At 50.7% G+C, this 21,038-nt stretch carries 19 protein-coding genes; 11 read left to right on the top strand and 8 right to left on the bottom strand.

Annotation, left to right across the window (positions count from 1 at the left end):
- Nucleotides 1-433: 433 nt before the first annotated feature.
- Both ACTL32_RS17635 and ACTL32_RS17630 read right to left on the bottom strand, forming a co-directional pair.
- Nucleotides 434-1,348, bottom strand: coding sequence for a DUF2971 domain-containing protein (locus tag ACTL32_RS17635; RefSeq protein WP_441342692.1), 915 nt, complete (start codon nucleotides 1,346-1,348; stop codon nucleotides 434-436).
- A gap of 73 nt (nucleotides 1,349-1,421) precedes the next feature.
- The gene (locus ACTL32_RS17630) at nucleotides 1,422-2,120 is read right to left on the bottom strand and encodes an AIM24 family protein (protein WP_441342691.1); all 699 of its coding nucleotides are present in this window, start codon (nucleotides 2,118-2,120) and stop codon (nucleotides 1,422-1,424) included.
- A gap of 258 nt (nucleotides 2,121-2,378) precedes the next feature.
- Between ACTL32_RS17630 and ACTL32_RS17625 the strand changes: the two genes are divergently transcribed.
- Together ACTL32_RS17625 and ACTL32_RS17620 are read left to right on the top strand one after the other, a co-directional pair.
- Entirely contained in the window at nucleotides 2,379-2,750 is a 372-nt protein-coding gene (locus ACTL32_RS17625; RefSeq protein WP_441342690.1) for a CidA/LrgA family protein, read from the top strand.
- Nucleotides 2,751-2,752: 2 nt separating this feature from the next.
- Nucleotides 2,753-3,445, top strand: coding sequence for an LrgB family protein (locus tag ACTL32_RS17620; RefSeq protein WP_441342689.1), 693 nt, complete (start codon nucleotides 2,753-2,755; stop codon nucleotides 3,443-3,445).
- Between the two features lie 388 nt (nucleotides 3,446-3,833).
- Here ACTL32_RS17620 and ACTL32_RS17615 read toward each other — a convergent pair whose 3' ends face one another.
- From ACTL32_RS17615 to ACTL32_RS17600, 4 genes are read right to left on the bottom strand one after another with little or no spacing between them, the layout of a single operon-like run.
- Complete coding sequence (locus tag ACTL32_RS17615; protein ID WP_441342687.1) at nucleotides 3,834-4,220, bottom strand: VOC family protein; 387 nt, start codon at nucleotides 4,218-4,220, stop codon at nucleotides 3,834-3,836.
- A 14-nt stretch (nucleotides 4,221-4,234) separates the two neighbouring features.
- Entirely contained in the window at nucleotides 4,235-5,842 is a 1,608-nt protein-coding gene (locus ACTL32_RS17610; RefSeq protein WP_441342686.1) for an ABC transporter permease, read from the bottom strand.
- On the bottom strand, nucleotides 5,842-6,759 hold the full coding sequence (locus tag ACTL32_RS17605; protein WP_441342685.1) for an ABC transporter ATP-binding protein: 918 nt from the start codon (nucleotides 6,757-6,759) through the stop codon (nucleotides 5,842-5,844). Before ACTL32_RS17605 ends, ACTL32_RS17610 begins: the two co-directional genes overlap by 1 nt.
- A complete protein-coding gene (locus ACTL32_RS17600) occupies nucleotides 6,756-7,394 on the bottom strand; it encodes a TetR/AcrR family transcriptional regulator (protein WP_441342684.1) in 639 nt (212 codons plus the stop codon). The genes ACTL32_RS17605 and ACTL32_RS17600 overlap by 4 nt, the downstream gene beginning before the upstream one ends.
- A gap of 182 nt (nucleotides 7,395-7,576) precedes the next feature.
- On the opposite strand from ACTL32_RS17600, the gene ACTL32_RS17595 reads away from it, so the two are divergent.
- The 9 genes from ACTL32_RS17595 (at nucleotide 7,577) to ACTL32_RS17555 (ending at nucleotide 18,925) form a co-directional block, all read left to right on the top strand.
- The gene (locus ACTL32_RS17595; RefSeq protein ID WP_204892893.1) at nucleotides 7,577-8,425 is read left to right on the top strand and encodes a transporter substrate-binding domain-containing protein; all 849 of its coding nucleotides are present in this window, start codon (nucleotides 7,577-7,579) and stop codon (nucleotides 8,423-8,425) included.
- Nucleotides 8,426-8,633: 208 nt separating this feature from the next.
- The gene (gene pxpB, locus ACTL32_RS17590; RefSeq protein ID WP_441342683.1) at nucleotides 8,634-9,332 is read left to right on the top strand and encodes a 5-oxoprolinase subunit PxpB; all 699 of its coding nucleotides are present in this window, start codon (nucleotides 8,634-8,636) and stop codon (nucleotides 9,330-9,332) included.
- Nucleotides 9,316-10,296, top strand: a complete 981-nt coding sequence (locus tag ACTL32_RS17585) for a biotin-dependent carboxyltransferase family protein (protein ID WP_441342682.1) — start codon at nucleotides 9,316-9,318, stop codon at nucleotides 10,294-10,296. Before pxpB ends, ACTL32_RS17585 begins: the two co-directional genes overlap by 17 nt.
- On the top strand, nucleotides 10,293-11,063 hold the full coding sequence (locus ACTL32_RS17580) for a LamB/YcsF family protein (RefSeq protein WP_441342681.1): 771 nt from the start codon (nucleotides 10,293-10,295) through the stop codon (nucleotides 11,061-11,063). Before ACTL32_RS17585 ends, ACTL32_RS17580 begins: the two co-directional genes overlap by 4 nt.
- A gap of 26 nt (nucleotides 11,064-11,089) precedes the next feature.
- On the top strand, nucleotides 11,090-12,277 hold the full coding sequence (locus ACTL32_RS17575) for an NRAMP family divalent metal transporter (protein WP_441342680.1): 1,188 nt from the start codon (nucleotides 11,090-11,092) through the stop codon (nucleotides 12,275-12,277).
- 75 nt (nucleotides 12,278-12,352) lie between these two features.
- Nucleotides 12,353-14,179: a GAF domain-containing sensor histidine kinase gene (locus ACTL32_RS17570; protein ID WP_441342679.1), complete on the top strand. Its 1,827-nt coding sequence runs from the start codon at nucleotides 12,353-12,355 to the stop codon at nucleotides 14,177-14,179.
- Nucleotides 14,176-14,811 (top strand): response regulator, encoded by a 636-nt coding sequence (locus ACTL32_RS17565; RefSeq protein ID WP_441342678.1) that lies wholly within the window; start codon nucleotides 14,176-14,178, stop codon nucleotides 14,809-14,811. Before ACTL32_RS17570 ends, ACTL32_RS17565 begins: the two co-directional genes overlap by 4 nt.
- Nucleotides 14,812-14,962: 151 nt before the next feature.
- Nucleotides 14,963-16,411, top strand: coding sequence for a S8 family serine peptidase (locus tag ACTL32_RS17560; RefSeq protein ID WP_441342677.1), 1,449 nt, complete (start codon nucleotides 14,963-14,965; stop codon nucleotides 16,409-16,411).
- 63 nt (nucleotides 16,412-16,474) lie between these two features.
- A complete protein-coding gene (locus ACTL32_RS17555) occupies nucleotides 16,475-18,925 on the top strand; it encodes a S8 family serine peptidase (protein WP_441342676.1) in 2,451 nt (816 codons plus the stop codon).
- Between the two features lie 391 nt (nucleotides 18,926-19,316).
- Here ACTL32_RS17555 and ACTL32_RS17550 read toward each other — a convergent pair whose 3' ends face one another.
- On the bottom strand, nucleotides 19,317-19,943 hold the full coding sequence (locus ACTL32_RS17550; protein WP_441342675.1) for an NUDIX hydrolase: 627 nt from the start codon (nucleotides 19,941-19,943) through the stop codon (nucleotides 19,317-19,319).
- A gap of 75 nt (nucleotides 19,944-20,018) precedes the next feature.
- Entirely contained in the window at nucleotides 20,019-21,035 is a 1,017-nt protein-coding gene (locus ACTL32_RS17545) for an ABC transporter ATP-binding protein (protein ID WP_204892902.1), read from the bottom strand.
- Nucleotides 21,036-21,038 lie beyond the last annotated feature (3 nt).

The raw sequence follows: 21,038 nt of genomic DNA, 5'->3' as shown, positions 1-21,038 counted from the left end.
TTAATTAAAATATAAAATACAATCCCAAAATAACGTTTCGAGCCCCTAAATTCTGCATGCAATATATCGCACTAACTCATAATACAACATTAACTAGAAAAATCAACATATACTGCTCTAAATTTTCAGAAAAACTGTCTATTTTGTGAATAAGGAATTTCTTCCTTTTTTATTGAAATAATTTTTATGCATCAAGCCGAATTTATTTGCGTGCAACAAAAGGCTGAGCCGCACAGCGATGCGATTTTCATTTGCTTCTTTTCCCTTTGGCCAGTGCAGTAGAAGCGCTTTCTCTTTTGCAGGCTCTTGGACTGCTGCATCCGACAGCCTGAACTTTATGCGCATAGAAAAAACGGCCCGCCATATCAGCGCAGCCGTTGTTTCTGAAAATGTTTTTTTAAAAAGCTAAACTCCCTGCCAGCCGCCTCGAACTTTAATACCTCAAAGCCGCTACCGATTTTTTGATGATGATGCCTTTCAAATCATAGCCTTTTGTTTTCAAGTATTGCTCAATGCCCCTTTTGGCGATGTCGATATTGTTTTTGGGACCAATGGTGACATGGCTGATGGGCAGCTTCTCTTCAAAATTCACAGCAATATAAGGGATGATGACACCATTTCGCGCCCGGAAACTGACATTTGCCGGTGCTTCAGCAAGATGGTGGATCATTGCAATCCGGTATTCCTCTTCACTTGCAAAAGCCGGTTCTTTGAAAAAGATGGCGCATGTCGCCACGACCGTAAAAAAATGTTTCTCCAACACGCCTTCTGCTTCCTGCCCGGCGAATTCGTCCAACAATTGAAAGGTCCCGAGCAGCAGCCCCATTAAAATCAGCTCCTGTTTCTGGCGGCTGTACTCGACGAGGCCATGGAGGAGCGTGCCGTCTGCCGGGGAACGTTGTATGCCGGACAACAGCTCGTCCCTCGAAAATCCGAGGTTATAGCCTTCCCCTTTGGCATAATTGTACCAAAGCGCCAGTGAATCCGGTGAATAGGACATGGAAAAAACATAAACTTCAAAACCGCCGTCTTCAATCTCTGACAAAAAACGGGCCATCGCTCTTTCCAAATCACCGATGAAGCGGTGCCACCGTTCCTTGTCTTGAGGTATATCCATTTTTTCCAGAACCGCTTTCAGCACATCCCTGAAATAAAACAGTTCACTCGAATCATTCAGGAACGTTCCTTTGCTCATCCACAAATTATTGGTTTCAACCATCCCCATCAAACTGTGGATGCCGGTGTAATGATAAAGTGTCTGCTTGTATTCATCCGTTTTCTGGATCTGCTTTTCGATTTCATTCCGGAACTGCGCTTCCAACGCTTTCGCCAAATCAGTTTTCCCCACCAATGGCAGCCCCTTTCTTTAAAAAGTCTGTTCATTGGTCTCCTTATTCCCGAATGGCGCCGGTTCAAACGATTTAACCGCCCGGATTTCCGGCTGTATACACTTCTTCGTATGGCTGGACGATGACGAACCCTTCTCCGCTAAACTCCATCTGGATCGACTCGCCGCTTCCGCGCCCTAGGAATGTCCGAAGCGTCACATCCGTCCGGAATTCAGGCTTCAGATTTCCAGACCAGGCGACTGTCGCATTGGGGTCCGTCAATACCGTCTCTCCCGGCCGCACCAAAAGCGTCAACGGTTCGTAATGGGAAGTGATGGCTACCCGGCCTTTGCCTTGCAGCGTCACATTGAACAGCCCGCCGGCCATGACACCGGCCATTTTCCGCATCATCTTGATTTCCCACTGGATTCCCGGCTCAAAAGCGAGCAAATCATTGCCGTTGACAGTGATGGCTTCGCCGTTCAATTCGAATATCGTGATTTTCTTGCCTTTGTCCGCCAAATACAGCCGGCCTCGGCCTGTCGCCTTCATCAAAGACGTGCCCTCGCCGGTCAATGCTTTTTTGAACATCGTGCCCACACCGTGTTCAAGCATCCGCTCCCGCTCGAATTTGATCTGCCCCGTGTAGGAAATCATCGACCCGGCTTTGGCCCAGACCATATCCTGCAGATTCACTTCCAGTATACGCGGTGTTTCGAGCTCGAAATAATCGTTCTCCTGTTCATCCTGCTTTGTCTGGCGAATAAACTCCTCAATCGTGTAGTTGCCCATTTCCAACTCCCCTTTCTTCTCTTTCCTTACGTATGCCGCAGATTAAAGTTTCAATTGCAGAAGCGAAAACCGGCTTTTCCAGCCCCGTCCGGCAATTTCATTTCGCCGTAGCCGCTGAAATGCGGTAAAATAATCTACTATGGAAAGAACTTTCCGGCGGCTTTGGCCGCAGCCCTTTGAAGGAGCAAAACCTGATCTTATCAATTGGCGCCGGTCCAAGGCGCTTACCCGACTATTTCCCTGAAAGGCGCGTGGCCGATGAAATTCCTCATCATTTTTATCCAACTCATCGTTTTATACGGTTTCTATCTGGCAGGCGAGTGGCTGCGCAACTGGTTCAACTTGCCGCTCCCCGGCAGCATCATCGGCTTCCTGCTTCTTTTTGCGGCCCTGTTGCTGAAAATCTATCCCCTCCGCTGGATCGAATCGGGAGCCCAGTTCCTGCTGGCCTTTTTATCCTTATATTTCATTCCGGCAACAGTGGGCGTCATGCAATACGGAGACGTCTTTACCGGAAAGGGGCTGTGGCTGATTGTGATTGTCATGGCCAGCACCTTGCTGACCATGGCCGTTTCAGCTCTCCTTAGCCAATGGGCTTCACGCCGCAGCGCAGAAAAGGAGGCGAATTAAGAATGGAGCTCTTTCTTCTCGCCGGATTGTTTGCCGGCCTTACCACCGTTGCCTACCTCTTTTTCAACAGCCTGTACGTGAAATACCGCTGGACCTTATTGACGCCTGTACTGACCACGACGGTCGCATTGATTGCCATCCTGTTGGCTTTCGATATCCCTTATAGCCGCTATATGCTGGGCGGCCAATGGATCGGCGCGCTGCTCGGCCCTGCCGTTGTCGCTCTCGCCGTTCCGCTGTACAAACAGCGCAGCCTGCTCGCACGGAATTTGTGGCCAGTGGCGGCCGGCGTTACAGCGGGCGCCCTTGCCGGCATGCTCAGCGGCGCGTTGTTGGCCAAGCTATTGCGATTTTCAAATGAAATGGTCATGACCATTCTGCCGAAATCGATTACTACACCTGTAGCAATGCAGCTGGCTGAAGGGCTTGGCGGCATTCCTTCATTGGCCGCCGTATTTGTCATGATTGCGGGTTTCACGGGCCTCATCATCGGTCCGCGGCTTTTGAAGCTGCTTGGCGTCGAATCCCCGATCGGACGCGGGATCGGCCTCGGCTCTTCCGCCCACGGCCTTGGAACGGCGAAAGCATTCGAGTACGGCATCGAAGACGCTTCCATGAGTTCCGTTGCCATGACATTGAGCGCGGTCGTCGGCTCCTTTCTCGGCCCTGTCATCGTTTGGCTCTTTTTCTCGTAACGTAAACGAAAACTATCGTAAACTAATAAGAGGCTATCCTAGAAGGGCTGCTGTCCATTGCGGCGGACGCTTTCCGGGGGCTCGCGCCGAACTAACAAAGAACTTGTGCTCCTGCGCAAGCTCGTCGCAAATACTTGCCCTCGCAAGCTTCGGTCAAGCATTGACTGGCGTCCGAGTGGATTTCGGCACTTCGCTGGCCCGCTGGGAAAACCGGTGCTCCTGCATCGCTTCGCTGCTTCGTCGCAAACAAGTTGGCCGAACTACCTTCGGCCAACTTGCTCGCCGCCTTCATTCCCATCAGCCGTTTATAGAATATGGAAAAGACCAAAGGAGAAAAAGTGCGGCTTTTTCTCCTTTGGTCTTCAATTTTGGACTTTTTGGATAGCCCTCATTCCAGATTCAATTGCCATGACACGCCGAAACGGTCGACGAGCCAGCCGAATTTCCGGCTGAATGGATATTCGCCGAGCGGCATCAATTCTTCGCCGCCTTCGGAGAGTTGGCTGAAGCTCCGGTCGATTTCCGCGGCACTCGTGCAGTTGACGAACATGGAGATTGCCGGCGTAAACGTAAATTTATGTTCAATCGTGCTGTCGATGCACATAAACGCCTGGCCGTTCAGCTTGAACTGTGCTTTCATGACGGATCCGTCCAAGTTATAAGTGATTTCATCAATATCCGAATCTGCAAAAACGGAGGTGTAGAATTTCATCGCTTCTTCCGCCTGGCCTGTGAACATCAAAAAGGGAACGATTTTCGGGAGTGATTGAGCCATTTTTTATTCCTCCTTCATAATTTGCCGATATCTCTTCTGTTGTATCCCATAAAACCGATCGCTGCCAACACCACTGCAGCTGCCGTCAATCCAATTGCCTGGACCGTATCAAACTCTTCAATCGGCAGGCCTGATACGTATCCGAAAGGAGTCAGTTTCCCGACCCATTCCTCAAACTGGAACAGGTTGCCAAGATAGATGATGAAAAACGAGACGGCCAGGTAGAACCAAATGGCCCCTGTGAACCGCGGCGCCCAGCCAAGAAGCAGCACTGCCAGCCCGACCATGGCCCAAAGTGCCGGCAGATACGCAAGCGCCGCCTGGTAGGCCATGCCAACATCGAACCCTTCTGCCACCATGGCATTGGCAGTGGTGCCAAAACCCAGGCCTGCCAATGACAGCATGATAAAGCTGGCAGCCAAAGAAATCACCAAATAACTGCCCAGCAGGCGGCTTCTCGATACCGCCCTTCCCAGAATGTGTTCGATCCGTCCGTTCTTCTCTTCTCCCTTCAATTTCAAGATGGCCATCAGTACAGGAATGGCGCAGAAAATTCCCATGACCGACATCAATATCGGCACAAATTGTTCAATCAGGGAAAAGCCTTCTTTCGGCACCAGCAAATCCTGCATGATTTCCACATCGGCAAAAAAGGAATCCATGTCGCCCATTACCGATCCGTAGGAAACACCCAGTACATACATCCCGACTGCCCAGGCGATCAGCCCCGTACGCTGAAGCCGAAAGGCCAGGCCCAGCGGACCTTGCAAAAGGGCGGAAGCACGGAGCCGCCCGGGCCTTGCCGGCAGGAAGCCGGCTCCCAAATCACGGATGGAATTCAGGTACATGGCCGCCGCAACCAGCACCAGAGCGGCGCCCGCCGTCAGCAGGACCGGCCACCATATATTGTTGACGTATACTTCGGAGCGCAAAATCCATCCGAGCGGCGAAAACCAGGAGATGGTTTCATTGCTGACGTCGCCGATTGCCCGTACGATATACGCCAGCAGCAAAGCGGCAATCGAAAACCCCAAGGCGCTTCTGGAATTCTGCGCCAGCTGAGCGAAAACAGCTGTCAAAGCGGCAAAAAATATGCCCGTCGCCCCTAATGCGGCGCCGTATAAAAGCGACCCTTGCAAATCCATGCTTTCGATATTCAAGGCATACAAGCTGACGCCGATGAGTAACGCCAACAAGACATTGGCCAAAAACAGCACTTGCAGCGTTGCAGCCACATTCGACAAGCGGCCCACTGGCAAGGAACGGATCATCTCGACGCGCCCGTCTTCTTCGTCCGCACGGGTATGGCGAACGGTCAACAGCACATTCATCAAGCCTACAACAACCGCCGTCATGAGCAGCATCTGATGCGCGAGCATCGCTCCCATCGTATAATCCGCCAAACCGAAGCCTGGCCCGGTCATGGCTGTCATGGCCGGATTTTCCATTGTCGCTGCCATGGCCTGCCGTTCCTCATCACTCCCGTAAAGCCCTGTAAATGCTACGGCAATCAGCAGCGTCACGAACACAAAACCGAAAATCCAGGCCGGGAGGCGGATCCGGTCGCGCCGCAGGATAAAGCGGCTCAAGCTCCCTGTACCGTTAAATTGGCCGTTGCCCATTATCTTCCGCCTCCCGCTCCTGTTTCGGCTCTTGTTCCGCTTGCTTCATAATGGCGGATGAACAATTCCTCCAGTGTCGGCGGCGAACTTTCCAACCGCAGGATGCCGAAGCGGCTGACATAGCGGATGACGTTATCCAATTCTTCTTGGTCCACTTGAAACGACAGCGCTTCTCCCTTCTCTTTGATGCCCCGTACCCCTTTGACGCCTGCCAATTCCGGCATCGGTTCCTTGGTTTCGACCAATACGATGGTGCCGGTTAGGTGCTGGAGTTCCTTTAACGTGCCTTTTTCAATGATCTTCCCTTGCCTGATAATCGCCACTTTATCGCATAATTTCTCAACTTCCGACAAGATATGGCTCGACAGCAAGATGCTTTTTCCTGCCGCTTTCGCTTCCATGACCCATTCCTGGAAAATCCGTTCCATCAACGGATCGAGCCCGGAAGTAGGTTCATCCAAAATATACAGATCCGCATCTGTGGACAAGGCGGCGATCAATGCCACTTTCTGGCGGTTCCCTTTGGAATAGGTCCTGCATTTCTTGGCTGGGTCCAAATCGAATCTTTGAATCAATTCATCCCGGCGGTTTTTGCTGTTGCCGCCGCGCAATTTAATGAACAAATCGATTACTTCCCCGCCTGTCAAATTCGGCCAAAGGTCTACATCCCCGGGTACATAGCCGACCCGTTTATGAATATCGACCGCTTCTTTCCAGGCGTCTTTGCCAAAGACCGTCGCCTCGCCTTCGGTTGCTTTTAAAATGCCCAGCAGCACACGGATCGTCGTCGATTTTCCGGAGCCGTTTGGACCGATAAAGCCGTAGACTTCCCCTTTCTCCACTTCAATATCGACACCGTCCAAAGCAGCAAAATCCCCGAATTTTTTTGTCAGCCCAACCGTTTTTAGGATTGTCACTTTTCCCACTCCCCTTCTTTATAGAAACTTTTTTTTAGAATATCGAGGTACTCATAAAACTCGCTCCAATAAGGGCCGAAATCGACGGAAGCCAATTTTGCACCGCTGAGCCTGCGTACCAAGTCATTCTGGTAGCCTTCAATCGCCCACTGGATCAACCGGAAGGCCTTCTCTACATCGATACCCTCCCGGAACCTGTTTTTGTCGATGCCTTCGTAAAGCATGGCATAGCCTTTTTTCTGCATTTCTTCATATTTCTTCTGGAGGCGCGGCGGCAATCCGGCATCCTTTGCCAGCATGGCGGTACCGATAAAGTTGAAAACATGCGCATTCTCGGCCTGTGCTTTCAATTTAATGGCGGCAATTTTTTTCAGGCGCTCAATAAAATCCGGCTCCGCCAAATCCGCCATCCCGTAGTATTGCTCTGTCATAACCGTCAAACTGTATTCCACCAAGTATTCATATAGCTCTTTCTTGTTGTTGAAATAATAGAACAGCATCCCTTTGCCGATGCCCGCTTTTTTGACAATTTGATTGGTTGAAGCTTTTTCATAACCGTTTTCCGCAAATTCCCTCAAGGCCGCTTCCAGGATTTTCTGTTGTTTTTGTACGTCGAGCTTCTTGAATTTATCCATGCTCTGCCATCCTCGCATTTCTTTTTCGACCAAGGTGGTCGACTACAGTGTAATCCTCTCCAAACCCCTTCGTCAACCGTTTTATTTGAATCTTTAGACTTTAATGTAATCGGCTATAAACCTTTACTATCCCCGGCTATTCAGGTATGTTTTTAGTGAAAAGACATCAGGAGGTGCGGTACATGAAGAATTTATTGACGAAACAGGGCTTGACGCTGCTGACAGCTGCTTTGTCCCTTTCCTTATTAGCCGGCTGCGGTTCATCCCAAAGCGACAGCGGCACGGAAGAAAAAACAGCATGGGATGAAATAAAAGAAGAAGGCACATTGACTGTCGCCACTTCCGGCACATTGTTCCCGACTTCGTTCCGCGAAGAAGGCACGGATGAATTGACCGGTTTTGAAGTTGAAGTCGTGCGTGAAATCGCCAACCGGCTTGAGCTTGAAGTCGAATTCACAGAGCTTGGTTTTGATGAAATGCTGACTTCGGTCCAAACTGGAAAAGTGGATATGGCGGCCAATGACATCGAATCAACAGAAGACCGCAAAGAGAAGTTCGCATTCTCCACGCCGTTCAAATATTCCTACGGGACGGCCATCGTCCGCAAAGATGATTTGTCCGGGATCAAGACAATGGAAGACTTGAAAGGCAAAAAAGCTGCAGGTGCTTCTACCTCCGTATACATGGAAACAGCCCGTTCATATGGCGCAGAAGAAGTCGTCTACGACAATGCAACGAACGAAGTGTATTTGCGTGACGTGGCAATCGGCCGCACAGATGTAATCTTGAACGACTATTACCTCCAGACGCTTGCGCTTGCTGCATTCCCGGAGCTGAACATCACCATCCATCCGGACTTGAAATACAGCCCGTCTGAAGTGAGTGTGGTCATGAACAAAGACAACGAAGAACTCGTCGAGAACGTGAACCGCGTCATCGGGGAAATGCTTGAAGACGGCACGATTGCTGAAATTTCAGGCCAATTCTTCAATGGCGCTGACGTAACGCAGAAAGTCGAAATCGAAGAATAAGAAGGAAAATGCTGCCCTTTATGGGCAGCTTTTTTTATTGGCACAAAGCTTTCGCAGCCTGGAGCAAAAGTCATACTGAAGTTCCAGCAGCAACAGGAGTTGTTATAAATAATGATATAACTTCCCCTGAATACTTTTACTCATTCATGTGAAAACAGTATACTAGTTCCTAAGTAGTTCGAATAATCAGAGGATGGGAGATGGCAGCATGAGCTTTACGTTTTCTCCGCTCGGCGACGGGGCGATTGTCATTGAAGCCGGCACCGAAATCAATGCGGCGGTGCAAAAGAAGGTCCGGGCCATTGCAGCGCTGCTCGAAGAACGGCCGCCGGTATGGATGGTGGAATTTATCCCGGCATTTACGACAGTGGCGGTTTTTTACAATCCGCTGGCTGCTTCTTACGAGTCCGCCAAAACCGTGCTTGGCGAGCTGTTGAAACAATTGGGAGAGGCAGCAGAGTCCGCTTCCCGCACCGTGGAAATCCCGGTCTGCTACGGCGGCGAGTTCGGCCCGGACCTTGAGTTCGTGGCTGAGCACAACGGGTTAACGCCAGAACAAGTCATCGAAATCCATACTTCCGGCACGTACTCCGTGTCCATGATCGGCTTTGCGCCTGGATTCCCTTTCATCAGCGGCATGTCCGGGAAAATTGCGGCGCCGAGGCGCGATACGCCGCGTCTGCGGATTCCGGAACGCACTGTAGGCATCGCCGGCAAACAGACCGGGGTCTATCCGATCGAAACGCCCGGTGGCTGGCAATTGATCGGACGGACGCCGATCCGTTTATTCCGGCCGGAGCAGGCCATTCCAAGTCTCCTGCGGGCTGGCGACACCGTCGTCTTCCGCCGCATCGCAGAAGCCGACTACAACGCATGGGAGGAGGAGCCGAATGCTGAAGATCATTAAAAGCGGCATGCTCACGACAGTACAGGACCTCGGACGCTACGGCTTCCAGAAATACGGCGTCATTGCCAGCGGCGTCATGGACCCTTTCGCCCATCGCATTGCCAATTTGCTTGTCGGCAATGGGGAAAATGCCGCCACCCTGGAAATCTCCTTGATCGGCCCGGAAATCGAATTCGAAGCGGACACCTGCATCGCGATCTGCGGCGGCGATTTGTCCCCGGCTATCGACGGGAAAAGCTGCAAAATGTGGCGCATCCTGGCGGTGTCCAAAGGAAGCATTTTGAGATTCGGGGCGCCGAAGAAAGGGTGCCGCGCTTATTTGGCAGTTGCCGGTGGCATTTCAGTGGAAGAAGTTATGCACAGCAAATCCACCTATTTGCGGGCAGAAATCGGCGGTTTCCAAGGGAGAGCCTTGAAAGCCGGCGACCGCCTGCAGGTGAGGACGGCAGCACCGGAACGGATGGCGGCACTCCGCAAAGCCGCCACTGCCGAAATCGAATGGCAAATCCAGGCGCCGAACTATTATCATGAGCCGGTCGTCCGCCTGATGAGGGGCCGCCAATTCAATCTTTTTGACGCCCGCAGCAAAGAGCGCATTTTCTCCGATCCATTTACGGTGTCGTCCCATTCCGACCGGATGGGCTACCGGCTTGAAGGCTCCCCTCTTGCGCTGGAAACGCCGGACGAATTGATCTCGGAGCCGGTGGCGTTCGGCTCGGTTCAAGTGCCTTCAGACGGCAATCCGATCGTTTTGATGGCGGACCGGCAGACAACCGGTGGCTATCCGAAAATCGGCCAAGTGGCATCTGTCGATTTGCCGCTTATCAGCCAGTTGAATCCCGGCGACCGGATCCGCTTTAAAGAAATATCGCTCGAGGAAGCACAGAAGCGCTTGATCGATCAGGAACAGCACATCCGCCAACTAAAAATCGGAATCGACTTGAAAATGGAGGAATGGAAATGACTTTCAAAGTAGACTTGAACTGCGATATGGGCGAGAGTTTCGGCGCCTACACCATGGGCCATGATGAAGACATCCTGGATTTCGTGACATCCGCCAACATCGCGTGCGGCTTCCACGCCGGCGACCCGGCGACGATGCGCAAAACGGTGAAAATGGCGCTCGAAAAAAACGTCGGCATCGGTGCGCATCCGGGGCTGCAGGACCTGGTCGGCTTTGGCCGGCGCAACATCAGTCTGTCGCCCCAGGAAGCATATGACCTGACCGTCTATCAGATCGGGGCACTGTCGGGGTTTGTCCAAGCGGAAGGCGGAAAGCTCCAGCACGTCAAAGCGCATGGCGCCTTGTACAATATGGCAGCCAAAAATGCCGCCTTGTCCGAAGCGATTGCAGAAGCCGTCTATGACATCAACCCGGAACTCATCCTCTTCGGTTTGTCCGGGAGCGAATTGGTGAAAGCCGGCGAAAAGCTCGGCCTGCGAACCGCCAATGAAGTTTTCTCGGACCGCACCTATCAGCCGGACGGCACATTGACGCCGCGCACACAGCCGAATGCGCTGATTACGGATACCGGTACTGCCATCAACCAAGTCATACGTATGGTCAAGGAACAAAAAGTGGAAACCGTCGAACACCAGGACATTGCTATACAGGCCGAAACGATCTGTATCCATGGCGACGGTGTGACAGCACTCGATTTTGCCGAAGCCATTTCGAAATCTCTGAAAGATGCAGGAATCGGCGTCATGAAAGTGGAAGATTTCATGTAAATCAGGAGGAGAAGGAGGAGAAGAACATGAAGAACACGAACCGCAGTGTGCTGCTCGGCGCCGCGTTCCTGATGGCGACTTCCGCCATCGGGCCCGGTTTCCTGACCCAGACCACCGTCTTCACCGAACAATTGCTGGCCTCATTCGGATTTGTCATTTTAATATCCATCATCATCGATATCGGGGCCCAGACAAACATCTGGCGCATCATTGCGGTATCAGGAAAGCGCGCACAAGACATTGCCAATGATGTCCTGCCGGGCCTCGGCTACTTGCTGGCGCTGCTCGTAGTCATGGGCGGCCTTGCCTTCAACATCGGGAACGTCGGCGGCGCGGGTCTCGGGTTGAATGTCCTTTTTGGAATCGATCCGAAAATCGGCGCTTTGATCAGCGGACTGCTTGCCATCGGCATCTTTATTGTCAGAGAAGCCGGGAAAGCGATGGACCGCTTCGCCCAGATCCTTGGCTTTGTCATGATCGGTTTGACGCTCTACGTCATGTTCACAGCACAGCCACCAATCGGGGAAGCCGTTGCCAAGACATTCATTCCGGATACAATTGACATCTTCGCCATCGTGACGCTTGTCGGCGGAACTGTCGGCGGCTACATCACTTTTGCAGGCGGCCACCGGCTGATCGATGCCGGGCTTACCGGAAGAGCGGCAGTGCCGGAAGTGACGCGCAGTTCCATCTATGCCATCCTGATCGCTTCTTTCATGCGCATCATTTTGTTCTTGGCCGTTTTGGGCGTCGTCTCCCAAGGGCTTGCCCTTGACCCTTCCAATCCGCCGGCTTCCGTGTTCCAATTGGCAGCCGGAAATATCGGCTACAAGATTTTCGGCGTCGTCATGTGGGCGGCGGCTGTCACTTCGGTCGTCGGTGCGGCTTATACATCCGTTTCCTTTATCCGCACATTCAGTCCGGCGCTTGAAAAATACAACCGCTTTTTGATCATCAGTTTCATCGTCATCTCGACGACGGTTCTCGTCATTGTCGGACAGCCGGTCCTCATTCTCGTCCTTGTCGGCTCGCTGAACGGCTTGATCTTGCCGCTGGCTCTCGGCGTCATGCTGGTGGCAGCACATAAATCGAAAATTGTCGGGGATTACAAACATCCGCTCTGGATGACCATTTTCGGTGTCGTCATTGTGATTGCCATGTCCTGGATGGGCATTTACACCTTATCGAACGGCATTCCGCAGCTTTTTAAGTGATTATGGAAAATTACAGAAAACCGGTTGAGCGGCTTTCTGCCCAGCCGGTTTTCGACACGTTAGGATGGATACCATTTGAAGCAAACATCTTCCAGGCATTATACTGCCCAGCTATTCATGACGCTTATCTCGGCAATTGGCTGGTCGGTAGCGGTCTATGCCGCTTTCGGCGTCCAGCCGGTCAGAGATCCGTATGAATTGCTTTTTTTAATCGCCTTTATTTTTATCGCTGAATATTTTCCCATGCCTTTTCAAAAAGGAAATTCCTCTTTAACTTTTCCGATCGTCTACCTGGCGTATCTGCTCTATGGAATTGAAATAACGTCCGTCTTATATTTTTCTGCGGTCTTGTTTACGACTTTGATCAATCAACGGCCGCTCCGAATCATCTTTTTCAATCCTGCCCAGCTGGTCCTCAGCTTGTTTTTGGCGGATAAAATCACAACTTGGGCAGTCCCTCAGCTAGGGCTTACAGATTCCGCATTGAGCATTTTCTTTTTACTGCTGTTTATCGGTTCTTTTTACCTCATCAACAACGGAATTGTCGATATCGTCCTGTTGCTTAGGCCGGAAAAGTACACATTTTCTACTTGGCTCCAGAAGAGCCGGGCGGAGCTTTTCAGTTTTTCCATTTCCATGGTTTATGGCATGCTGCTTCATTATCTCGGCAATCAAAACCGGGGCGACGGAGACATTTTAAGCTACTTCTTCTTTTTATCTCCTTTGATCTTCCTGGCAATCATCAGTTCCGTCATCATCCGGCTGAGTGCTGACAAGCTAAGGCTGAAAGCTTTGTTCCACTTTTCATCAGAATTGAACAAAGCCATTCCGATCTCCGGCTGGGAAAACGAAATTAAAGGGCTGATCAAAGAAGTGGTGTCTTACGAAGAAAGCTATTTGTTGACCCGCGACGAAAAGGGCAATTGGAATCTGGCAATAGCCGACGGCGACTTGGCGCTTTCCAAGGAAGCTGCAGTTGCCGCAGCTTTGGATCAAGTGAAGTCCACCACGGTCTACAATAAAAGCGACATCCATCTGTCGCCGCTCGCCCAGCATTTCAATCCGGCTATCCAATCAGCCGTATTTGCTCCGCTCATTTTTGAAAACGAATTAGTGGGCTGCTTGATCATGGCAAAAACCCGTACAAACAGCTTTATTGTAGAAGATGTCCATTCAATTTCGACCATTGCCAATCAATTGGCGATTTTTTTGAAAACGCAGATGCTTTTTTCCGAAAAAGAACAGCGGATTTTATTGGAAGAGCGCAACCGCATCGCCCACGACATTCATGATGGCATCGCCCAGATTCTTGCGGGGGCCGTAATGAAATTCGATGCCGCCGCCAAAAAGATCCACTCCCATCCGCAAGATGCACAATGGCTGGTCAATGACAGCAATAACATCCTGCGCGGCGCACTCCAGGAAATACGGGATTCCATTTATGCATTGCGCCCGTATCCGACTGAACAGCATGGCCTTTATATGGCTATCAAAAATAAGATTGAAGAATTGAACCGGGATAAAGCCCTCGATCTCGATATCACTTTTGAAAGCCGGGGCATACAGCCGAAGCTGAATTTGGTAGCGGAAAAAGCGATTTTTTCGATTATCCAGGAAAGCCTGCATAATTGCATCAAACATGCATGTGCCCGGAAAGTCGGCATTTTGCTCAACTATCAACGCGATCAGATATTGCTGACGGTCAAGGACGACGGAATCGGTTTTTCGCTATATGAAGCCATGACAGCGGCTATGAAAGAACCACATTACGGAATTTTACAGATGAACGAAGACGCAGAAAAAGTAGGAGCCGCGTTTCAGATAGAAAGCAGTAAGAACAACGGCACCGAAATCTTTGTCAGAATACCGAAAGCGGGATTTAAAGGGGGACAATCAAAGTGATCGAAGTAATGTTAGTGGATGATCATGCCATTCTGAGAGATGGGCTGAAAACGATGATCGGGCAGGAAGAGGATATGAAAGTCATCGGCGAAGCAACCGGGGCTGCGCAATTAAAAACAATGCTGCCGAATCTCCAACCGGCAGTAGTCATAATGGACATCAATATGCCGGAAACAAACGGCATCGAATTGACCAAATGGGTAAAGGCCAAGTATCCCGACATTAAAGTTATTGTATTGACGATGTATAAAGATGATGAATACTTCATGGCTGCTATCCGGGAAGGGGCCAATGGCTATTTGCTGAAAGACTCACCTTCTGAAGAAGTCATCTCGGCTATCCGGTTGGTGAGCCAGGGGGAATCCGTCATTCCGCCGACAATGACCAAAAAGCTGTTATCCCTTCACCATGCTAATCACAAAGAAGAAGACAATTCGTTGACCCCAAGAGAAATGGAAGTGCTTCTCGGACTTGTTGAAGGCCTGTCGAACAAAGAAATTGCAGACCGGCTTTTTATCAGTGATAAGACCGTCAAAATTCATATGAGCAATATTTTCAAGAAACTCAATGTTAAAAGTCGTTCTCAAGCGCTGATTTACGCGGTCCAACATAAACTCGTACCCTTGCTGTAAAAACTGAAGGCGACCCAGATTACTACTAAAGTAGTAACCGGGGTCGCCTTTTTAACTAATGAAAATACACCTCTTGGTGAATAGCGGAAATATCCGGACCATGACATGATTGACAAGACAAAATATTGCGACTCTTAAAGGAGAGAAATCCATGAAAAAAACCTTCTACGCCGCAACAGCCCTTCTTCTTTCTCTAATATTGATCTTCCTGCCTGCCGGAACGAGCCAGCCAGCTGCTTCCGCTTCTGCGGGAACAATCATTGATCCGCTGTTGGCGCCGCTGCTCCAAGAGAAAAATCTTTCGGGCCCCATCCAAGTCATCATTACGTTCCGGGACACCGAAAAAGTTAACCCTGAACACCTTCAGCTGTTAACGGACTTAGGCATCAAGACAGGCATCTCCTTTAATAGCCTGCCCATGGCAGGAGCTCTTTTGACTCCCCAGCAAATCAAGTCCCTTTCTTCAGAAGAAAGCGTCCAATCCATCTACTATAACGCACCGTTACAGTATGACAACGAAACTTCCACTTCACTCACAGGCGTCGACCGGCTTAGAGAAGACCCAGCAATCCAGCAAGCGAACAATGGTTTTCCGCTGACCGGCAAAAACATTGGCGTTGTGGTCAACGACAGTGGAGTCGACGGCACCCACAAAGACCACCAGCTTGGCCGCAACCTAGTGCAGAATGTCTTGGCAAGCACGAATTTGAACAGCACAATCGGCCTCGCTCCTATCACGTATGTTGAAAATGTCCCTAACACCGATTCCACTTCAGGCCATGGCACGCATGTGGCAGGCATTGTCGGTGGAACGGGTGCAATGTCCGGCGGGAAATATGAAGGGGCGGCGCCTGGCGCGAATCTGATCGGCTATGGTTCCGGTGCCGCAATTGCCATTCTTGATACCATCGGCGGATTCGATTACGCTCTGACGCATCAACGGGAATACAATATCCGCGTCATCACCAATTCATGGGGAGACACAAGCGATTCGAATACCGATTTTGACCCGTACCACCCCATCAACATCGCGACGAAGAAATTGTATGACCGCGGAATTACTACCGTCTTTTCTGCAGGAAACTCCGGCTCTGCAGAATCAACGATTTCCGGAAACTATAAAAAAGCCCCATGGGTGATCACGGTAGCAGCAGGCGATCAAAACAGGCATTTGGCCGACTTTTCTTCTCGAGGGGTAAAAGGCAAAGGCGGAACTGTTACGGTTGATGGTGAAACGTTCCAATGGCTGGATCAGCCGACGATTACCGCGCCAGGAGTCGATATCATTTCAACCCGTGTGCTTTCTCCTTTGGCGCCGCTCAGCTTGCAGAAGGATTCAGAAACCATTTCAACTGCCCATTTACCCTATTACACGACGTTCAGCGGCACTTCGATGGCCGCTCCACATGTCGCCGGCATCATCGCTTTATTGCTTGAAGCAGATCCAACTCTTTCTCCATCCGAAATCAAAACTGCCTTGCAGCAAAGCGCAACGCCGATGGATGGCTATGAATCCTGGGAAACCGGTTCAGGCTATGTCAATGCCTATGACGCTGTCCAACTAGTGGTCAATACACCGGAAAGTGTTCCGGCCAATTAAATTCAGGAACAATAGAAGAAAAAATCAAAGACATCACCATATCATTTGAAAAGAGGTTGGAGAATGAAAAAAATATTGATCTTGATAACTTTATTATTTTTAATTTTCCCGGCATTTTCACCTGCCGGCGCAACAGGCATTACCACTACCGCTAAGACAGTAGTCGATGAAAAGCTGTGGTCTGCATTCGAAGCGAGCGACACCGCCCAGGTCATCATTGCATTCAAGGGCGACGGCAAACCGACGGATGCACAGAAAACACTTATACAGGACCTTGGCATCAACTCAGCCATCACGATGCAAAGCCTTCCGATCGTGGGCGCACTTGCCACTAAGCAGCAAGTGGAACAGCTTGCCCAGAATGAAGAAGTACAATCGGTTTATTTGAATGAAAAAATGACTTATTTCAATGCAGACGCCTCCGCAATCACCGGCGTGGATAAAGTCCAGTCCGATTCTGGGTTCCAGCAGCAAAACGGCGGATTCCCGCTGTCGGGCGAAGGCATAGGGGTAGTCGTCAATGACAGCGGAGTCGACGGCACGCACAAAGACCATGAATTAGGCAGAAACCTGGTTCAGAATGTATTAGGCACGACCAATCTTCAAGGAACCGGAATTCTCCCGATTTCCTATACAGAGAATGTACCGAACACGGATACGAATTCCGGCCACGGAACACATGTAGCGGGCACTGTTGGCGGAACTGGAGCCTTGTCCGGCGGAAAATACGAAGGGGCAGCTCCAGGAGCTGACTTGATCGGCTACGGGTCAGGCGGTGCATTGTTCGTACTCGATGGCATCGGCGGATTCGACTACGCCATTACTCACCAGCGGGAATACAATATCCGCGTCATCACCAATTCATGGGGTTCTTCAGGCGCATTCGATCCGAACCACCCTATCAATATTGCCAGCAAAAAAGCGTATGACCGCGGAATCGTTGTTTTATTTGCTGCGGGCAACGAAGGCCCTGCCGAGAATACACATAACCCTTATGCAAAAGCTCCATGGGTCATCTCAGTCGGCGCTGGCGAGAAAGACGGAACACTCGCAGATTTTTCTTCACGCGGAACCAAAGGAGTCGGCGGAACGTTTGAAATGGACGGAAAAACTTGGACTTGGGCAGATGCTCCGACATTCGTAGCGCCTGGCGTCGACATCGTTTCTACCCGGACCATTTCACCTGTCACTTCTTTAGCGGCTCAGCAGGATATTGAAACGCTGGACCCGGCACACTTGCCTTACTACACCATCATGAGCGGAACGTCTATGGCGACACCTCATGCAGCAGGTATTACAGCATTGCTTTTGGAAGCAGATCCTACGTTATCACCGGATGAAGTGAAAACCATCTTGCAGCAGACTGCTACGAATATGCCCGGCTATGAAACATGGGAAGTCGGAGCCGGCTACGTGAATGCTTACGCCGCTGTTGAAAGTGTTATGAACGGCACTCCATACGGGGCGACACTGAACAGCACAAAAGATTTCAATGCCAGTGTCAACTCGGAACGTACAACTGAAGATTTTGCAGTAGAGTATACTTTATCAGCTAGTACCCAGCACAGTTTCACCGTTGAAGAAGGGGTATCCACGCTTTTAGCGAAAGCTAATGCGGCGGGGATTCTCGAACAAACAGGAAACCCGGTAAATCTTGTGCTCATCTCCCCTGATGGCACCGAATACAGTTCAGGGGTCAGCCTGCTGTTCCCGACCACTTACGACCGCACAGTCACTGTCAACAATCCGGCAGCGGGTGATTGGAAATTGGAAGTGCGCGGACTTCGCGGAGACGCTTTGAATCCTGTAGGTTTGGCGGTTCCGGAAACAGTGAAAGGCTCGATTGCCTTTACAAAAGTAAACGGCATTACCGGTGCTTCGGATATTGCAGGGCACCCCGCTGAAGCGGCCATTGCCATGGGCATCGAGAACCGGCTGATTGATTCCTATTCAACAGGCCTGTTTAAACCTGATACCAAATTAAATCGTATGGACTTGGCTACTTACTTGGTCATGGGCGCAGAAATCCGCCAGAATATGGTTTCAGCAGAAACCTTCGCTGGATTAGGGGAATTTGCTCCCTATGCAGCGGCCGTCACTTCTAAAGGCGCCGCTTTCCGGGACTTTCGCCAAACTTCAAAAGGCGTACTTGAACTTCGCGCCGGTGGAGCGTTTGATCCAAAAGGCAGTGTTACAAAAGCGGACCTTGCCTACTCGCTCGTCCAGAGCTTAGGGCTGCAAGAAGAGGCCGAAAATTTCACAGGCGACATAACAGTACAGTATAAAGACGAACGGATTTCAATCAGTGATCAAGCCGACATCCCTGCCCATTTAAAGGGCTATGTCCAAGTGGCATTGGATTTGAATATCTTGAACGCCCAGTTCACTGTCAACCAAGGAAAATATGACTTGAAACCGACCATCAACGCCTCATTCGCACCAGCGCAGCAAGTCACCCGCGGCGACTTCGCGGTAGCTTTCAGCCGCTATTACGGAGCGTTCTTCACGAATTAACAACGAAAACCGCCACTCTATAAAAGGAGTGGCGGTTTTCATTTTGCTGAGAAAGATACAACATGCTTGTCTCTTACTGATATTCCGCAAAACGGATAAAGTTTTCAGCTTTTAAAGAGCTAAACCAGCGCCAGCGCGTCCGTGGGCTAGGCAATAAAATGGACCAAAGGTAGTTTGGTCCATTTTATTTGCGACGAAGCTAGCGCAGCGATGCAGGAGCAGAAGCAGAAGGTTTTTCGCTATGAGACGGGTGCTTTTCCCGGCTCGTGGCGGAAGCCATGCCCAAAGCGGTCGAAGCGGGATAAGAAGTATATCTCTTTTATTAACTCATCTAAAGAAGGTTTGTCGGCAGCCTAAAAACCACCACCCCATAAAAAGGAGTGGCGGTTTTTTAGGCATCGAGCTGTTCTTGGATCAAAGCAGCCACTTTTTCCAAATAGCCCTTTCCGTGCGGAACCAAATCGTATAAATTCACCTTTCTGGATGCATCCTTCTGAAATCTATCCGCGTAATCCCCATACGCCACAGCTTCCGCTTCTTCTTTGCGCCCTGTGCACAGGCTGAAGAAATTCTCGAATTCCATTACCAACATATCCGCCACTTCTTCTTTCTGGAACTTATACTTAACGTCATGGTTTGGCATACGATAGAGAAATACTTGGCAAAGCTCATTGTCAATAAAATCTCCCAAGTGAATCTGGTCTTTGATCACATCCAGCGGCACCAGGTCTTCAAACTTTACCGGAATCCCCAGTTCTTCCTCCACTTCCCGCACGCCATCCTCCGCTTTCTCATCTGCCAGCAAGTGACCCGCAGCTGTAATGTCGAGCAGATTCGGGAAATCCTTCTTGGCGCCGCTCCGCAGCTGCAAGTGGATCCAATCCTTTCCGTCCTTCCGGCTGACAAACCAGCAATGGAATGTCTGATGCCAATCGCCGTATTTATGTATCTCTGCACGTGAAGCCGTTCCGAGCGGCTTGCCATTTTCATCGCACCGGGTGATTCTTTCGCTTTCCATCTACATCGCTCCTTTCATTTATTTTACCAAAATAAAAAAGCCCGCCCTAAGGCAAGCTTTTCATCATACTCTTTTTTAATTGCCGACCAGTTCTTTTGCCGGTTCCGCTTTCGGAGTCCGTGCATCCTGCAGCCAGCAGGCGGCTGTGTGGCCAGCACTCACTTCCGTTTCCTGCGGCGTATACGTATGGCAGACTTTCATCGTATGCGGGCACCGGGCAGCGAAGGCGCAGCCGGAGCCAAGCGTTGCGAGGGTCGGCGGCGAGCCGGGGATCGGCATCAACGGCTGCCCTTTTTCTTCATTCAGCTTCGGCATCGATTTCAACAAGCCCAAGGTATACGGGTGCTGCGGATTATAGAAAATTTCATCCAGCGGGCCTTGTTCGACGATCTTGCCGCCGTACATGACCGCTACCCGGTCGGCCATATTCGCCACCACCCCTAAATCGTGGGTGATCAAAATGATTGCGGTATCTGTCTTCTGCTGCAAATCCTTCATCAGATCAAGAATCTGTGCCTGGATGGTGACGTCAAGCGCGGTCGTTGGCTCGTCGGCAATCAGCACTTTCGGGTTGCACGCGAGCGCCAAAGCGATTACGACGCGCTGGCGCATCCCTCCAGAAAACTGATGCGGGAAACTGTCGAGCCTGTTTTCCGCATTCGGGATCCCGACCAGCTTCAGCATTTCCAAGGCACGCGCACGCGCTTGTGCTTTGTTCATGCTTTGATGGCGCTGAAGGCCTTCCATGATCTGCTTGCCGACTTTCATCGTCGGATTCAGCGACGTCATCGGATCCTGGAACACCATTGAAATCTCGGACCCCCGGATATCGGTGATCTGTTTCATCGACAGGCCCAAGAGGCTCTTCCCGCCGTATAAAATATCGCCTTTGGAAATTTCGGTATTGTGTTTCGGCAACAGCCGCATAATCGATTTCGCGGTGACCGATTTCCCGGAACCGGATTCACCGACAATGGCGAGCGTTTCGCCTTTTTTCAGATCAAAACTGACTCCCCGCACCGCTGTGACTTTTCCGGTTTGGGTCTGGAATGAAACATGCAGATCATCAACTTTCAGGATACTTTCTTTCATGTG

The sequence above is a fragment of the Planococcus sp. FY231025 genome (genome assembly GCF_052078085.1).
Lineage (GTDB): Bacteria > Bacillota > Bacilli > Bacillales_A > Planococcaceae > Planococcus.
Note: the sequence above shows the minus strand (reverse complement) of the source record. Positions and strands in the feature narration are given on the sequence as shown.

What these genes read in the sequence shown, in the direction of transcription:
- ACTL32_RS17560 (WP_441342677.1), top strand. Translation starts at nt 14,963, where the DNA reads ATGAAAAAAACCTTCTACGCCGCAACAGCCCTTCTTCTTTCTCTAATA.
- ACTL32_RS17630 (WP_441342691.1), bottom strand. Translation starts at nt 2,120, where the DNA reads ATGGGCAACTACACGATTGAGGAGTTTATTCGCCAGACAAAGCAGGAT.
- ACTL32_RS17625 (WP_441342690.1), top strand. Translation starts at nt 2,379, where the DNA reads ATGAAATTCCTCATCATTTTTATCCAACTCATCGTTTTATACGGTTTC.
- pxpB (WP_441342683.1), top strand. Translation starts at nt 8,634, where the DNA reads ATGAGCTTTACGTTTTCTCCGCTCGGCGACGGGGCGATTGTCATTGAA.
- ACTL32_RS17620 (WP_441342689.1), top strand. Translation starts at nt 2,753, where the DNA reads ATGGAGCTCTTTCTTCTCGCCGGATTGTTTGCCGGCCTTACCACCGTT.
- ACTL32_RS17545 (WP_204892902.1), bottom strand. Translation starts at nt 21,035, where the DNA reads ATGAAAGAAAGTATCCTGAAAGTTGATGATCTGCATGTTTCATTCCAG.
- ACTL32_RS17595 (WP_204892893.1), top strand. Translation starts at nt 7,577, where the DNA reads ATGAAGAATTTATTGACGAAACAGGGCTTGACGCTGCTGACAGCTGCT.
- ACTL32_RS17610 (WP_441342686.1), bottom strand. Translation starts at nt 5,842, where the DNA reads ATGGGCAACGGCCAATTTAACGGTACAGGGAGCTTGAGCCGCTTTATC.
- ACTL32_RS17580 (WP_441342681.1), top strand. Translation starts at nt 10,293, where the DNA reads ATGACTTTCAAAGTAGACTTGAACTGCGATATGGGCGAGAGTTTCGGC.
- ACTL32_RS17600 (WP_441342684.1), bottom strand. Translation starts at nt 7,394, where the DNA reads ATGGATAAATTCAAGAAGCTCGACGTACAAAAACAACAGAAAATCCTG.
- ACTL32_RS17575 (WP_441342680.1), top strand. Translation starts at nt 11,090, where the DNA reads ATGAAGAACACGAACCGCAGTGTGCTGCTCGGCGCCGCGTTCCTGATG.
- ACTL32_RS17550 (WP_441342675.1), bottom strand. Translation starts at nt 19,943, where the DNA reads ATGGAAAGCGAAAGAATCACCCGGTGCGATGAAAATGGCAAGCCGCTC.
- ACTL32_RS17585 (WP_441342682.1), top strand. Translation starts at nt 9,316, where the DNA reads ATGCTGAAGATCATTAAAAGCGGCATGCTCACGACAGTACAGGACCTC.
- ACTL32_RS17555 (WP_441342676.1), top strand. Translation starts at nt 16,475, where the DNA reads ATGAAAAAAATATTGATCTTGATAACTTTATTATTTTTAATTTTCCCG.
- ACTL32_RS17615 (WP_441342687.1), bottom strand. Translation starts at nt 4,220, where the DNA reads ATGGCTCAATCACTCCCGAAAATCGTTCCCTTTTTGATGTTCACAGGC.